The sequence below is a fragment of the Streptomyces sp. NPDC051636 genome (assembly GCF_044453765.1).
Lineage (GTDB): Bacteria > Actinomycetota > Actinomycetes > Streptomycetales > Streptomycetaceae > Streptomyces.
On sequence record NZ_JBITDA010000023.1, the window covers coordinates 61302 to 75050 of the forward strand.

Sequence of the window (13749 nt, forward strand, 5' to 3'; positions counted from 1 at the left end):
GTCAGGAGGCCGCGTTCATCAGGTCGACCGCGGACTGCTGGCGGGCGGCGTCGGTCGTGTCGAGGGGCCCGGCCCAGTGGAGGCCGTAGGCGTCGAGGGGGGTTCGGTCGCTGGCGTAGGCGGAGTCGGCTTGGCGGCGGATGTAGGAGGTGTAGGGGCGGTCGGGGAGCTGGGTGTTGAAGGCGCTGAGGCCTCGGATGCAGGCGCCTTTGAAGGAGGGACCGTCGCCGCCGCAGCCGCCTGTCTCGCAGGGCTCGCGCAGGATTCCGCCGGCGTTCAGCGAGGGGGAGGTGGTCGAGGCGTCACCGATCTGACGGCCTGTGGTGAGCAGATCGGGGTTCCCGGTGGCGCGGTACAGCTCCGCCAGGCCGCCGACGAACACGCCTTGGTTGTAGGACCAGGTGGTGTCGCCGTTGTTGGTGCAGGTCGTGAGGTCGATGCCGTCGTTGACCAGGTGGGAGCCGTTGATCATGCCGGTGCCTTTGAACCACGACCACTCCGCGTTCGCCCTGGCGAGATAGGTCGTGTCGCCGGAGATGCGGTTGTGCAGTGCGGCGTTCAGCTCCAGATAGAGGGAGTTGGCGATGGCGTTCTTGTAGGTCTTGGCGGTGCTCCACCAGACTCCGCCGCCGCACGTGGAGTCCCAGTACCGGGCCATGTGGTCCGCGTCGGCGCGGGCGGTGTTCAGGTACCTGCTGTCGCCGGTGACGTCGTACGCGGCGACCCAGGCCAGCCCCCACCACCCGGTGTCGTCGATGTAGTCGTTGGTGAAGTTGCCACCCTGGGCGGACAGGTTGTGGTCGTAGGTCCTGGCGATGGCGTACTTGTAGCTGCCCATGCCGGTGACCTGGATGTTGTTGATGAGGGCCGTCAGCGCATTGGCCGAGTTCCACCAGCCGGTTGTGTCGAACAGGCCGGTGCTGAGGTTGTACGACTGCATCAGCGCCGTGGCCGCCGCGGTCGGACGGCTGCCGGCGTTCCAGGTCGTACGGGCCCATGCCGTGCAGGCGATCTCGCTCCGGTCGCCCGCCTTGCCGCAAGCGCGGAGGGCGCCGACGCCGAGGTTGTTCCAGTCGTCGACGTTGTACATCGCGGTGCGCCAGCCGGTCTGGCCCGAGGGGATCGTGGTGTCGCCGAGCTTGCTGCCGGACGTCCAGGTGCGGCCGCCGTCGAAGGAGCGGTCGAGCCAGACCTCGTCGGTTGGGCTGCCGTTGGTGATCGAGGCCCAGCCCATGGCGTCGGTGTCGTCGAAGTGCAGGGTGATGGTGCGGGAGTGGACGGTGGTGGTCACCGGCTGGCGGTTCTGCGGGGACAGGGACGGGTCCCGGCCGTCGCAGTAGTTGTTGCAGATGGCGGCCTGGACTGCTGTGCTCGCTGCTTCGGCGGTTCCGGATGCCGGTATCAGGAGAGCCGGGGTCGCGAGCAGAGCCGCCCCGATCATGCCCCTGTTCCATGCATGTGAGTGCATGTCAGCTCCGTAGAGGTCGGTCAGCCCAGGCGCCACTGCTGGTTGGCGCCGCCGTTGCAGGTCCACAGTTCGAGCGCGGTGCCGTTGACATTGCCGGACGCCTGGTCGCCGCCGGTGACGTCGAGGCAGAGGCCTGACTGGGCGCCGGTGATGGTGCCGCTGGGGTTGAGGGCCCACTTCTGGTTGGCGCCCCCGGTGCAGGTGTAGAGCTGCACCTTGGTGCCCGCGGTGGTCCCGTTGCCGTAGGCGTCCAGGCACCGGGTGCCGCCGTAGAGCCGCAGTTCACCGTCGGCGGTGATCGTCACGGCCTGGTTGGCGCCGCCGCCGCAGTCCCAGATCTCGATCTTGGTGCCGGGGGCGGTCTGGTTGTCGTACGCGTCAAGGCAGCGGTTGGAGGAGGCGCCGACCAGGGGGTGGGTGCCGCCGACGCTGGTGCCGCTGCCGACGGAGACCCGGTACATCACGGAGCCGTGGGCGGGGACGCCGGCCGAGATGGTTCCACTGGTGCTGCTGACGACGTGCGACCAGAGGTTGTCGAGCTGGTAGGAGGATGCCGCGGGGAGACCGACCGCGCTGGCGGAGGTGGAGATGGTGGCGGCGGAGGAGTTCTCGTTGAAGAGCACCACCGATACGTCGCCGTTCGCCAGCGGCTTGGCCAGCACGTGAAGACCGCCGGAGGAGGACACCTCGGTGCCCTGCTTGCCCAGGGAGTCCTGGTCCACGGCGATGACGTCCTTGTTGCCGTACAGGGAGAGGGTGGCGGCGGAGGCCTTGCGCATGTCGTTCCCGGCGATCAGCGGCGCGGCCATCTCCGACCAGAGACTGAAGTGGGAACGGTCCTCGGTGAACGACATGCCGTTGCCGACTTCGAGCATGTCGGGGTCGTTCCAGGCGCCGGGCTTGGCGTACGGGGCGAGCTTGACGTTGGCCTTGTAGATCGACACCACCGTGGAGAAGTTGACGTTGATGTCGTCGGTGGTGCGCCAGCTGTTGCCGACCCCTGCACCCCAGGTCCACACACTGGCCAGGCCCCAGTTGCACAGGCTGTACACGATCGGGCGGCCGGTGTTCGCCAAGGCGTCGCGCATGGCGGTGTAGCGCTGCTGGTCGGGCACGTTCTGGTGGTTGCAGTTGTCGTACTTGAGGTAGTCCACGCCCCAGGCGGCGAAGCTGTCGGCGTCCGTCTGCTCGTGGCCGAGGCTTCCGGGGTAGCCCTGGCAGGTGGCGGTCCCGGCGCTCTCGTAGATGCCGAGCTTGAGGCCCTTGCCGTGGACGTAGGCGGCGGTCCCGCTGATGCCGTCGGGAAACTTGACGGGGTCCGGGACCAGGGCGCCGGCGGAGTTCCGGGCCGAGGTCATCCAGCAGTCGTCGATGTTGACGTACCGGTACCCGGCGTCCTTCAGGCCGGAGGAGACGAGGTAGTCGGCGGTCTGCTCGACCAGCTGCTCGGTGACGTTGCAGCCGAAGGCGTTCCAGTCGTTCCAGCCCATCGGGGGCGTCCTGGCAAGGCCGTTGTCGAGCGCCTGCACGGGCGCTGCCGCGCGGAGGACGAGCAGGGCCGGGGCGAGGACCAGCAGAAGCACCATCGTGAGGGCGGCACTCAGGGGTCTCATGGAGGGGGACGGGACGGTCATGCCGGTGTCTCCTGTTTCGCCGTGTGGGGCCGGACGAACGCAGGTGTCCGACAACGTTGTCCAGTTGCGGGCCCAGCGTCTTGGAAACGTAACCATCGCGAACATCCCACCAGCCGGGTCGGCCGTCAATGGTCCGTACCTGACCTGTCGTCGACTGAACTACTCATGCGGTCACGAGCGTTGACGGCCCAACGCCTTGATGAGAACGTTTCCACAGCCGGGCCACGGTGGTGACCACTGTGGCCACGACACCCTTCGCCGCGCACGAAGCGCTCTGCACCGTCATGAGCCCGGACCCACTGCCTTCCACAGGCCCCGTCGTGGGCAGCAACAACTGGTACTACGCCTACGGACGCGGCTTCGGCCCTGACGCGGTATTGCGGGACGCGCGGACGGTCGGGGAGTACGCCGACGGGCATCCCGTTCGCCCGTACTGCGTGATCGACGACTGCTGGACCGAGGGCGGCGGATCCGCGCCCGGCGGCCCCTGGGACACCGGGCTGCCGGGCGTGTTCGACGATATGGGGGACATGGCCGCCCGGATCACAGCAACGCCCCTGGCGGTGTGAGTTCACGGAGGGCTGCCCGGTGTTCCACCCCGGCACAGGCAAGGTCGGCCATGGCAGTGGGACGGCCGGCTTCCATGGCCCGGATTTCCACCGCACGCGCCCGGGCCGTCATGTGCCGGCTGGCCGTTGCCGTGCCTCGCTCGAAGGAGCAGGGGCTTCCGCGGCCTTGCGACCGGAAGTCCCCTGCTCCTCCGGACGGATGCGTCTCTCTTTTGAAGCTCGCGTTGAAACTCTCGGCGGCGGCGTTGTCCGTCGAGCTGCCGACGGCGCTCATGGACTGCCGGACACCGGCCTGAGCGCAGGCGGCGGCTAACGCCCTGCTCGTGTATTGCGACCCGTGGTCCGTGTGCCTGATCGCGCCATTCAGGCTGCCGCGGGTCCGGATCGCGGCGGCCAGGGCGTCGGTGACCGGCTCGGTGTGCATGTGGTCGGCGATGGCCCAGCCGGCCAGGCGGCGCGAGCACAGGTCGGTCACGGTCGCGAGGTAACAGAACTTCCCGCCGGCGACGGGGAGATAGGTGATGTCACCGACGTACTTACGGGAGGCGGGCCACCACGCACTGGGCGTTCGCGCAAGAGCTCGGCGAGCGCCATCCCTCCGCGCGGATCGACCCCGCGCCGCTGTAGGTGCAGGACGGGAACGTGTTCACCTCGGCCGGGGTTACCGCCGCCGACCTCACGCTTGCCTTGGTCGAGGACGACATGGGCCCGACGCTGGCCCGCTCGGTGGCCAGGATGATGGTGATCTACCTGCAAAGCCCTGGAAATCAGGCTCAGATCAGCATGTTCGCCGAGGCGCCAGCCCCGGCGCACGGCGCCGTGCAAGGCGTGCTCGCGTACATCATGGAGCACCTGGACGGCGACCTTGCAACGGCCAATCTCGCCGGACATGCGGGCATCAGCGGCCGGCATCTGGCCCGGCTCTTCCTCCACCAGCTCGGCCAGACAGCGGCGCAGTATGTCCGTAAGGTCCGGGCCGAGGCTGTCGCGAAGGTCCGGGCCGAGGCTGTCGCGCATCTGCTCGTCCCGACGACTCTGCCGATGGCGTCGATCGCCGGCCGCTGCGGATTCAGCTCGACCGAGACTATGCGGCAGGCGTTTCTGGATCACTTTGGGACGACGCCCAGCCAGCACCGCACGGTGCACCAGGGCGCGCGGGCCGCCTCCGGTGGGTGAGGAAGCCGCCGAGCGTATACGTCGTATCCAGCCCGTCGTCGGGAGTCCCCGGTCAGGGCGCCGTCGGCGGCCACCCGGTCGAGCGCCAAACCGCTCACTGACACTGAACAGCAGCTCTCACACGCTGATCCTGTCGATGCTGGCCGGAGCACCTCCCGAGAGCGCTGATCTCGCCGCCCTCCCCGGCGGGAGGTCAAAGAAGAAGCTCAGGGGGCGGCCAAGAGCGGCAGCAGGTTGTCATGTACCCGCTGACAACGGTGTCCGAGCTGCTTCGGGTTTCTGGTCATGGGCGCTCGACGAGCTTGCCGACGAAGCGCGGGTCGGGGGTTGTGCCGCCTGCCGGCGCCGCCCGCAGCCGCACCGACGAGCGGCCGTCGTCCAGCGCCAGGTGCGCTTGTCGCACGTCCGTGTCCTGCCCAGTGATCGTCATCGAGACCACCTCCTCGGCAAGGAGTGAAGACCCTGTCACCGCGTTCGCCGGCCGGTGTGGCCCGCTACCAGCGACTGTTCCGCGAGTTCATCGCCGCCTGGATGGGGGATCCGACGAAGTCGGCGTCGCTGCGGGCCGAGCTGATGGCCGCGGCGGTGGTCGCGCCCACAACCACGTGCTGCGGCGCTGGCTGCGCGGCGAGTCGGCCGATCCGGTGGCCGAGGTGGACGAGGCGATGCGCGAGGTCCTCGCTCTCTTCCCCGCGCGCCCTTCCCTGCCGGGCTCCGAGGGCACGACCGCCGTGTTCCGTAGTGGACAGGACTTCGACACGCTGCTCCCCGAGCTGCGGCGTCTGATGGAGTCGGGCCCGAGCAGTGAGCGCCCGGTGCGCCGCGGCGGCGTCAGGTCATCGGTCCCCTCACGTCACCGGGCCGGTCACCCGCGGCATCGGGTCGTACGCGCCCTCGGCGGCGATGTCGCGCAGGCACCGTGCCGCGGTGAGCAGGTCGCGGTGGGTGGTGTAGAGCGCGTGGACGCCGAAGCGCAGCAGGTCGGAGGCGCGCATGTCGGCGATCACCCCGCGGTCGGCGAGCGCGCGCGTCAGCGCGTGGGCGTGCGGGTGGCGCAGGGAGACCTGGCTGCCGCGGCGGTCGGGGTCGGACGGGGTGACGGAGGTGAAGCCGAACGGGGTGAGCAAGTCGTCGGCGCAGCGCAGGAAGAACCCGGTCAGGGAAAGGCTCTTGGCACGGACGTCGGCGAGGTCCACCCCGTCGTAGGCGGTCAGGGCCGCTGCGAGCGCCAGCAGGGAAAGGATCGGGGGCGTGCCGATCCGGGCCTGGGCGATGCCGGGGGCGGGCGCGTAGTCCCGGCTGAGGCCGAAGGGATCGGCGTGTCCGGTCCAGCCGGGCAGCGGGGTGCGCAGCTCGGGGTGGTGGCGGCGTGCCACGTACAGGTACGCCGGGGCTCCGGGACCGCCGGACAGGAACTTGTAGCCGCAGCCGACGGCGAGGTCGACCCCGAGGACGTCGAGTTCGACGGGCAGGGCCCCGGCCGCGTGACACAGGTCCCACAGGACCAGCGCGCCGGCGTCGTGCGCGGCCCGGGTCAGGGCGCCCATGTCGAACAGCTCACCGGTGCGGAAGTCGACGGGCGAGTAGCTGACGACGGCCACCCGGTCGCCCTCGGCCCGCAGGAAGCGGGGCAGGTCGGCCGGTGGCACCCGCCGCAGGTCCAGGCCACGGCGTTCGGCGATCGCGGCGGCCACGTAGCGGTCGGTGGGGAAGTGGTCGGGGTCGGTGACGAGCAGGCTGCGACCCGGCCTGAGTGAGACGGCCGCGTCCAGGGCGGTGTACAGCTGCACGCTGGTGGAGTCGCCCGCGACCGTCTGTCCCGGCGCGGCCCCGATGAGCGCGCCGATCGCGTCGCCCACCCGCAGGGGCGCCTCCCACCAGCCGTTGTCGTTCCAGGAGGCGATCAGGTCGGTGCCCCACTGCCGGGTCACGACATCGGTGAGGACCGGCGGGACGGCGGCGGGCAGCGGGCCGAGGGAGTTGCCGTCGAGGTAGACGACGTCCGGGGGGAGCAGGAAGCGGTCGCGCACGTGTGCCAGCGTGTCGTCGGCGTCGAGGCGCGCGGCGACCTCGTCCAGGTCGGTCGTCGGCGTGGTGGTCATCGGTGCGCGGGCTCCTCGTGGGCCGGGACGGAACGCTGGGCGGAGACGGAGGGCTGGGCCGGGAAGGCAGCCGCCATCTCCCGGAGGGTGTCGGCAACGGCACGGGCGCCGGGCGCGCCCGGCTCGATGAGGGTGTAGTGGCCGGTGCCGGGCAGGACGACCGTGCGGAGATCGCGGTGGACGGCGGCGTAGTCGCTGAACTGGCTGAGCGGGACCTCCTCGTCGACGGCGCCGTGCAGCAGCACGGTGGGCACCCCGGTCGTGCCCGCGCCGCGCAGCAGCGTCAGGGGATCGACCTCGGACAGTCGCTCCTCGAAGTGCTCCGCCCCGCCGAGGAGTTGCAGGGCGGCGCCGTTGCTGAGGTCGTCGCGGCGGGTGGCGACGAGGTCGGTGAGGGGCGCGAGGGCGAGGACGCTCGTCGGCAGAGTGCGGGTGTGCCAGCGCGAGCCGGCCGGCAGCAGCCCGCGCGCGGCGCACCACAGGGCCAGGTGCCCGCCCGAGCAGTGGCCCGCCAGGACGTACGGCCGCCCTTCGGGGAGGGTGTCGACGATGAGGGCCACGTCGTCGAAGGTCTCGGGGTAGCCGCCCGCTCCCCCCGAGCGGCGGAAGCCGGGCAGCAGGACGTCGAAGCCCTGTTCGGCCAGGTAGGCGGCGAACGGGGTCAGGTGCATGCGGTCGTAGCGCCAGTAGCCGCCGTGCAGCAGGATCACCCGCGGGGCCTCGGGGTCGTCCGCCGGCCAGGCGTCGTACACCTGGTGGGGGTGGTCGCCGTAGCGGCCGTGCACCGGTGCCAGGACCGGCTTCAGGCTCAGGACGCGCTTCTCCTCCTCGGCGGCGAAGGCGGAGATGACCCTAGATGTCACCGCGCACCTCCCACAGCTCGGGGAAGACCGGGCGGGCCGCGCGCTGCTCCAGCCACGCCAGGCCCGAGGAGCCGGCGCTGCCGGGCTTCGACCCCATGGCGCGGCGCACCACCAGGACGTGCTCGAAGCGCCAGCGGGTGATCAGCTCGGCGATGTCGGTGAGCAGTTCGCCCAGCGCCAGGTGGGGGTGGTGCTGCGGTCCGGTGTAGATCTCCCGCCACATCTCCACCACCCCGGGGTCGGAGGTGTAGGGGTCGGTCACGTCCCGCTCGCGGACGCGCATCGGCACGTGCAGGCCCTGGCGGTGCAGGAAGGCCAACACCTCGTCGTACAGGGAGGTTTCACGGTACGTCTCGCTGAGCGCCTCGTGGACGGCCGGGTCACCCCGGTGCGCGCGCAGCAGCCCGGCGGACTTGTCGCCGAGGAGGAACTCCAGGTGCCGGTACATTGCCGACTGGAAGCCCGACGCCTTGCCGAACGCGGCCCGGAAACCGTTGAACTGAGCGGGTGTCAGTGCGGCGATCGGCGCCCAGGCGCCGTTGAGCGCGGTCAGGGCGCGCCGGCTGCGGGTGAGGGCGTCCATGGCCGCGGGCAGGTCGTCCTTGGCGAAGGCCACCCGCGCGGTGCGCCACTCGTGGACGATCAGGGTGAACCAGAGCTCCATCACTTGGGTGGTGACGAGGAAGCCCATCTCGTCCGGTGCGTCGGTGAGCGGCTGCTGCATCGAGTTGAGGGCGGAGGCGTGCACGTAGCTGTCGTAGGGGCTGGCGCCGGTGAAGGGCCGGGTCAGGGCGTCGTCCGTGATCGGGTCGGCGAGTGCGGTGGTGCGGTCGTTCATCGCATCTCCTGGTGCTGCGGCCGTGCGGAGTGACGGTCGCGTGAGGGTGCGGCGGATGTGGGGAAAGCCGGTGGGCTCGGGTGGTCAGACGCCCAGGTGGGCTCCGCCGGAGGCGTCGATCCACTGGCCGGTCACCCAGCGGGCGTCGTCGCTCGCGACGAAGGAGACCACGTCGGCGATGTCCGTCGGCTGTCCGAGCCGGTTGAAGGTGGACGCCTCGGAGTACCTGCGGCGGATCTCCGGGACGGCGAGCGTGGGGTTGATCTCCGTCTCGGTGTAGCCGGGGGCGACGGCGTTGACGGTGATGCCCCGGGGGCCCAGCTCCTGGGCGAGGGTCAGGGTGAGGTAGTCGAGGGCGGCCTTGGTCATGGTGTACGAGACGATCGCGGGGAACGCGACCCGGGTGGCCACGGAGGAGATGTTGATGATCCGGCCCCCGTCGCGCAGCCGGGTGAGGCCGCGCTGGATGATGAAGAACGGCGCCTTGGTGTTGATCGCGAACACCCGGTCGTAGTCGGCCTCGGTCACGTCGGCGAGGGGGCGCGGGACGGTGATGCCCGCGTTGTTGACCAGGATGTCGAGGCCGCCGTCCGCACCCCGGTCGGCGAGGGCCCGGTCGAAGGCGGACCACAGGGTGTCGGCGTCGCCGGGCACGCCCAGTTCGGCGTGGACGGTGAACGCTCGGCCGCCGTCGGCCTCGATCTCCTTGACGGTCCGCTCGGCCGCGGTCAGGTCGTGGCCGTAGTGCACGGCCACCAGCGCGCCCTCGCGGGCGAGACGACGGCTGATGGCCCGGCCGATTCCCCGGCTGCCTCCGGTGACCAGGGCGGTCTTGCCTGCAAGGCGGGCGGTGGTGCTCAACGTGCGTCTCCTTCGCTGGGTGCGGACGGGTGCGTGGTGGTCGCGGGCGGGTGTGCCTTTTGGGGCCGTCACGCGGTCGGGTGTCATGCGTCGAAGTCGAGGACGACCTCGGGGGTGTCCGGTCGTGCCCGGCACACGAGCGTGTAGCCCGCGGCGCGGTCACGGTCGTCCAGGGCGTGCTGCTGGTCGGCTCGCACCCGTCCGGACAGCACCTTGGCGCGGCAGCTGCCGCACACGCCCTCACGGCAGGCGTACGGCACGTCCGGGTGCGCGCGCAGCAGGGCGTCGAGGATCACCGTGTCCTGCGGTCCCACGGTGGTGTGCCGGCGGTGTCCGTCGAGCAGGGCGGTGACGTGGCTGGTCCCGGCGGCCGGGGACGGTCCCGCGGTGCTGTGGGTCGACCGGGCCGGTGCTGGGTCGGCGGAGGGGGCCGCAGGTGTGGCAGCCGAGGTGAACAACTCCCAGCGCACCAGCGCCGGTTCGGCGCCCCAGCCGTCCAGGAACCGCCGTACTGTGGCGATCAGGCCCAGGGGTCCGCACAGGGCGAACGAGGTGTCACCGGTGGGCCGGGCGTCGAGGACGGTGAGCAGACGGGACAGCATGTCGTCGTCGATCCGTCCGTGGAACGGACCGCCCCCGGGTGTCCACTCGTCGCGGGTGAGGACGTACAGGGCGGTGAAGCGGTCGAGGAACGTGTCCTTGAGGGCGGCCAGTTCGTCGGAGAGCAGGGTGTGCGCGGCGGTCGGGACGGAGTGGACGAGGGACACCCGGCAGGCGGTGTCCCGGCGCAGGACGTCGGCGGCCAGCGCGGCCAGCGGGGTGATGCCGGAGCCGCCGGCGATCAGGACGTGGTGGGCGCCGGGCACGTCCGGCAGGGCGAAGTGACCCGTGGGGGCGGACAGTTCGAGGCGGTCGCCGGGGGTCAGGCGGGCGGCGTGGGCTCCGAAGCCGTCCGGGGCACCGCGCTTGATCACCAGGCGGAGGGCCGTGGGGTCGTGCGGGGGCGGGCACAGGGAGTAGGCGCGGCGCAGTTCACCGTCGGCGCGGCGGTGGCGGACGACGACGTGCTGTCCGGGCCGGTGGGCGAAGACCTCGCGCAGCCCGGCGGGCACCTCAAGGGTCACGGCCACGGCGTCCGGGGTCAGGGGGCACACCTCGCCGACCGTCACGGGGTGCCAGCGGGCGCGCGTGCCCCCGTGCACGGGCCGCTCGGGGGACGTCTCCTGCCGGAGGACGGTCGGTGGAGTGGCGGCGGTGTTCACGGTGTGCCTCATAGCGCGGTCAGGTGGGGGAAGGGTTCGCGGCACGCCGTGCACCACAGCATCGACTGGCAGCGGGACGGCCCGAAGGGGCTGTGCGGCCGGGTGGCGCGCGAGCCGCAGTGCGGGCAGGCGACCGTGCCCAGCTCCACGGCGACCGGGCCGCCGTCTGCGGCGGGCAGGGGCGGGGCGATGCCGTGGGCGGCGAGGGTGCGCAGTCCGCGCGGGGTGATGCGGTCGGTCGTCCAGGGCGGGGACAGCACCTGCCGCACCCGGCCGTCGGGGTGGCCGCAGGCGACCAGGACCTCGCGGACGGCGGCGGTGATCGCGGGCAGCGCCGGGCAGCCCAGGTAGGTGGGGGTGATCCCCACCTCCAGGGTCCCGTCCGGTCCGGGGCCGACGGAGCCCACCACCCCCAGGTCGCCGAGGGTGATCACGGGCAGCTCGGGGTCGGGCAGGGCCTCCACCCGCCTGCGCACCTCCGTCACGGCGAGGGGCGCCCCGGTGTGTGCGGTGGCGTTCACCAGGTTCCCCCGGGGAACTGCCGGTGCACCGACTGCAGTTCGCCGATCAGGTCGGTGAACTCCTCGGTGTGCAGGCCCGAGCGCCCGCCCCGCGCCTCCCAGGAGGGCGTCGGCACGGTGAGTCCCGCGCCGGCCACGACCTCGGTGACACGCCGCTCCCACTCGGGGCGCAACGGCGCCGGGGAGGGCGCCGTACCGGTGGCGGCGAGGCGCCGTACGACGTCGTCCTCGTCGAAGAGTTCGGCCGTGTAGGGCCACACCCGCTCCAGGCCCTGCTGCATCCGGCGCGCGCTCTCCGACGTGCCGAGGCCGAGTTGGCGGACCCAACGGTCGGCGTGCAGCCGGTGGAAGGCGACCTCCTTGGCCGCCCGCGCGCCGAAGGCGGCGAGTTCGGGGTCCGGGCAGCCGGACAGGGCCTGGTAGTGCAGGGACGCGTAGTGGGTGCAGGCGAGTTGGCGGGCGATGGTCACCGCGAAGTCGCCGTTGGGCAGTTCCGTCAGCAGGGCGTTGGTGAAGTCGCGTTCGCGGCGCGTGAAGGCGAGGTCGTCCTCGGTGCGCCCGGTGCCGTCGAGCCGGCCGGCGAGGGTGAGCAGCGTGCGGGCGTGGCCGACGAGGTCGAGGGCGATGTTGGACAGGGCCAGGTCTTCCTCGATCAGGGGCGCGCGCGTGATCCACGCGCACAGCCGCTGTCCGAGCACGAGGGCGTCGTCCCCCAGGCGCAGCACGTACGTGGCGAGGTCGATGCCGGTGGGAGTGCCGGGGGTGCCTGCCCCGGTGTCCGCCCGCTGGTCACTGGTCGTGGTCACCTTCGGGCCCCTTCTCGGTGAGCGGCGGGAAGTGTTCGGGGTACCGGTACGGCTTGTGCCGGGAGCCCGCGAAGTACGGGTCGCGTTCGTCCGGGGAGGCCGCGTGCACGGCGTCCGAACGCACCACCCACAGCGACAGCGGGTCGCCGCGGCGCGTGTACAGATCACGGGCGACCGCCAGCGCCGCGTCCGGTCCGGCGGCCCGCACCGAGCCCACGTGCTGGTGGGCGAGTCCGCGGCGGGCCCGCAGGAAGACTTCCCAGGACGCGGGCGCGCCCTCGTCGTCGCGGTTCATGCGCGCTCCTCCTGCGCCTGCCGGGGGACGACCGCGCCGGAGCCTGCCGGTGACCCGCCGGTCTCCTCCCGGGCGGCGTACGCGGCGGCGGCCTCCCGGACCCAGGCGCCGTCCTCGTGTGCGGCCCTGCGGTGGTCGATGCGTCGGCGCGCCCAGTGGGTGTCCTCGCCCAGGGCCGTGCGGTAGGTGTCCCAGTCGATCGGGGTGAAGTCGTAGTGGCCGCGTTCCTCGTTCCAGCGGATGGCCGGGTCGGGCAGCGTCAGGCCCAGGCGCTCGGCCTGCGGGACGCACTGGTCGACGAAGCGCTGGCGCAGTTCGTCGTTGGTGTGCCGCTTGATGCCCCAGGCCATCGCGCGGCGCGAGACCGCCGCCCCGAGCGCGGCGGTGCGCGCGTCCGACCCGCCCGCCTCGGTGTCGGGCGGGCCGAACATCAGCGCCACGGCCGGCAGCCACCAGCGGTCCACCGCGTCCTGCGCCATCGCCTTCTGCTCGGGCGTGCCCTCGCACAGGGCGCGCATCAGGTCGTAGCCCTGGCGCACGTGGAAGGCCTCCTCCTGGCAGACGCGGCGCATCGCCCGCGCGTACGGGCCGTAGGAGGTGCGGCACAGGGGGGCCTGGTTGATGACGGCGGCGCCGTCGGTCAGCCAGGCGATGGCACCGGTGTCCGCCCAGGTCAGCGCCGGGTGGTTGAAGGTGGCGGACGCGCGCTGGCGGCCGAGGTGCAGGGCGTCGAGCAGGTCGGCGCGGTCCACGCCCAGGGTCTCGGCGGCGGAGTACAGGTACAGGCCGTGGCCGGCCTCGTCCTGGACCTTGGCGATGAGCACCGACTTGCGGTGCAGGGACGGGGCGCGGGTCAGCCAGGCACCCTCGGGCTGCATGCCGATGATCTCGGAGTGGGCGTGCTGGGCGATCTGGCGGATCAGCATGCGGCGGTAGCCGTCGGGCATCCAGTCGCGGGGCTCGACCGTCTCGCCACGGGCGATCAACTCGTCGAAGTGGGTCTGGAGTTCGTCCTGCGCGGCGCTTGAGGGCTGCGCGGCGCCCTGCGTCGCCGGCCCGGTGCCGTCGGCGACGGCCGTCCGCGCGGTCACTCGGCACCACCCGTGCGGACGAGGGTCGCCACGACGGCGGGGCGCACGGGGGGCACGGGGCGCACGGGGCGTCCTGCCGTGGACCGGACCCGTACCGGCTGCCTGGGCACGCGCATCACTCCCTGGTTCGGGGCCCGCCCGGGTCCCGCGACGCAGGACGGACCGGACGGAGCAGGTGTCTTCGTTCCGGTAAGGAGGCCGGGCGGGCGGCCCGGCTATCCCTGCGGACCGCGGTTCGGGCGCGTGACAAAGCTCACGGGCGG

Annotated in this window: 14 protein-coding genes and 2 pseudogenes; 3 read left to right on the forward strand and 13 right to left on the reverse strand. The window is 72.0% G+C overall.

Annotated features, from left to right (window positions below; all coding sequences use genetic code 11):
• Position 1: 1 nt before the first annotated feature.
• Positions 2-1468 carry a glycoside hydrolase family 76 protein gene (locus tag ACIBBH_RS31585; protein ID WP_399410469.1) on the reverse strand — a complete coding sequence of 489 codons (1467 nt, stop codon included), beginning with the start codon at positions 1466-1468 and terminating at the stop codon, positions 2-4.
• Positions 1469-1488: 20 nt separating this feature from the next.
• Positions 1489-3102 (reverse strand): glycoside hydrolase family 27 protein, encoded by a 1614-nt coding sequence (locus ACIBBH_RS31590; protein WP_399410471.1) that lies wholly within the window; start codon positions 3100-3102, stop codon positions 1489-1491.
• A gap of 239 nt (positions 3103-3341) precedes the next feature.
• Between ACIBBH_RS31590 and ACIBBH_RS31595 the strand changes: the two genes are divergently transcribed.
• A complete protein-coding gene (locus ACIBBH_RS31595) occupies positions 3342-3671 on the forward strand; it encodes a hypothetical protein (protein ID WP_399410473.1) in 330 nt (109 codons plus the stop codon).
• Positions 3672-3876: 205 nt separating this feature from the next.
• Here the strand turns inward: ACIBBH_RS31595 and ACIBBH_RS31600 are convergent.
• Positions 3877-4215: pseudogene (locus ACIBBH_RS31600) on the reverse strand (transposase); the annotation flags it as partial.
• 98 nt (positions 4216-4313) lie between these two features.
• Here ACIBBH_RS31600 and ACIBBH_RS31605 point away from each other — a divergent pair.
• Positions 4314-4847, forward strand: a complete 534-nt coding sequence (locus ACIBBH_RS31605) for a GlxA family transcriptional regulator (RefSeq protein ID WP_399410475.1) — start codon at positions 4314-4316, stop codon at positions 4845-4847.
• 283 nt (positions 4848-5130) lie between these two features.
• Here ACIBBH_RS31605 and ACIBBH_RS31610 read toward each other — a convergent pair whose 3' ends face one another.
• The gene (locus tag ACIBBH_RS31610) at positions 5131-5277 is read right to left on the reverse strand and encodes a hypothetical protein (RefSeq protein WP_399410477.1); all 147 of its coding nucleotides are present in this window, start codon (positions 5275-5277) and stop codon (positions 5131-5133) included.
• A 23-nt stretch (positions 5278-5300) separates the two neighbouring features.
• On the opposite strand from ACIBBH_RS31610, the pseudogene ACIBBH_RS31615 reads away from it, so the two are divergent.
• Positions 5301-5647 (forward strand): annotated as a pseudogene (locus ACIBBH_RS31615) (TetR family transcriptional regulator); the annotation flags it as partial.
• Between the two features lie 48 nt (positions 5648-5695).
• On the opposite strand, the gene ACIBBH_RS31620 reads toward ACIBBH_RS31615, so the two are convergent.
• The 9 genes from ACIBBH_RS31620 to paaA form a co-directional block, all read right to left on the reverse strand.
• Positions 5696-6949: a kynureninase gene (locus ACIBBH_RS31620; protein WP_399410479.1), complete on the reverse strand. Its 1254-nt coding sequence runs from the start codon at positions 6947-6949 to the stop codon at positions 5696-5698.
• Complete coding sequence (locus ACIBBH_RS31625) at positions 6946-7812, reverse strand: alpha/beta hydrolase family protein (RefSeq protein WP_399410481.1); 867 nt, start codon at positions 7810-7812, stop codon at positions 6946-6948. The genes ACIBBH_RS31620 and ACIBBH_RS31625 overlap by 4 nt, the downstream gene beginning before the upstream one ends.
• Complete coding sequence (locus ACIBBH_RS31630; protein ID WP_399410482.1) at positions 7802-8650, reverse strand: tryptophan 2,3-dioxygenase; 849 nt, start codon at positions 8648-8650, stop codon at positions 7802-7804. Before ACIBBH_RS31630 ends, ACIBBH_RS31625 begins: the two co-directional genes overlap by 11 nt.
• Before the next feature lie 84 nt (positions 8651-8734).
• On the reverse strand, positions 8735-9511 hold the full coding sequence (locus tag ACIBBH_RS31635) for an SDR family oxidoreductase (RefSeq protein WP_399410484.1): 777 nt from the start codon (positions 9509-9511) through the stop codon (positions 8735-8737).
• An 83-nt stretch (positions 9512-9594) separates the two neighbouring features.
• Entirely contained in the window at positions 9595-10773 is a 1179-nt protein-coding gene (locus ACIBBH_RS31640; protein ID WP_399410486.1) for a 2Fe-2S iron-sulfur cluster-binding protein, read from the reverse strand.
• Positions 10774-10781: 8 nt separating this feature from the next.
• Complete coding sequence (gene paaD, locus ACIBBH_RS31645) at positions 10782-11294, reverse strand: 1,2-phenylacetyl-CoA epoxidase subunit PaaD (protein ID WP_399410487.1); 513 nt, start codon at positions 11292-11294, stop codon at positions 10782-10784.
• Positions 11291-12100, reverse strand: coding sequence for a 1,2-phenylacetyl-CoA epoxidase subunit PaaC (gene paaC, locus ACIBBH_RS31650; RefSeq protein WP_399410489.1), 810 nt, complete (start codon positions 12098-12100; stop codon positions 11291-11293). Before paaC ends, paaD begins: the two co-directional genes overlap by 4 nt.
• The gene (paaB, locus tag ACIBBH_RS31655) at positions 12084-12395 is read right to left on the reverse strand and encodes a 1,2-phenylacetyl-CoA epoxidase subunit PaaB (protein ID WP_399410491.1); all 312 of its coding nucleotides are present in this window, start codon (positions 12393-12395) and stop codon (positions 12084-12086) included. Before paaB ends, paaC begins: the two co-directional genes overlap by 17 nt.
• A complete protein-coding gene (gene paaA, locus ACIBBH_RS31660; RefSeq protein ID WP_399410493.1) occupies positions 12392-13486 on the reverse strand; it encodes a 1,2-phenylacetyl-CoA epoxidase subunit PaaA in 1095 nt (364 codons plus the stop codon). The genes paaB and paaA overlap by 4 nt, the downstream gene beginning before the upstream one ends.
• Positions 13487-13749 lie beyond the last annotated feature (263 nt).

Coding starts and splice junctions, on each gene's coding strand:
- ACIBBH_RS31585 (WP_399410469.1), bottom strand. CDS start 1,468: ATGCACTCACATGCATGGAACAGGGGCATGATCGGGGCGGCTCTGCTC.
- ACIBBH_RS31590 (WP_399410471.1), bottom strand. CDS start 3,102: ATGACCGTCCCGTCCCCCTCCATGAGACCCCTGAGTGCCGCCCTCACG.
- ACIBBH_RS31610 (WP_399410477.1), bottom strand. CDS start 5,277: ATGACGATCACTGGGCAGGACACGGACGTGCGACAAGCGCACCTGGCG.
- ACIBBH_RS31620 (WP_399410479.1), bottom strand. CDS start 6,949: ATGACCACCACGCCGACGACCGACCTGGACGAGGTCGCCGCGCGCCTC.
- ACIBBH_RS31630 (WP_399410482.1), bottom strand. CDS start 8,650: ATGAACGACCGCACCACCGCACTCGCCGACCCGATCACGGACGACGCC.
- paaB (WP_399410491.1), bottom strand. CDS start 12,395: ATGAACCGCGACGACGAGGGCGCGCCCGCGTCCTGGGAAGTCTTCCTG.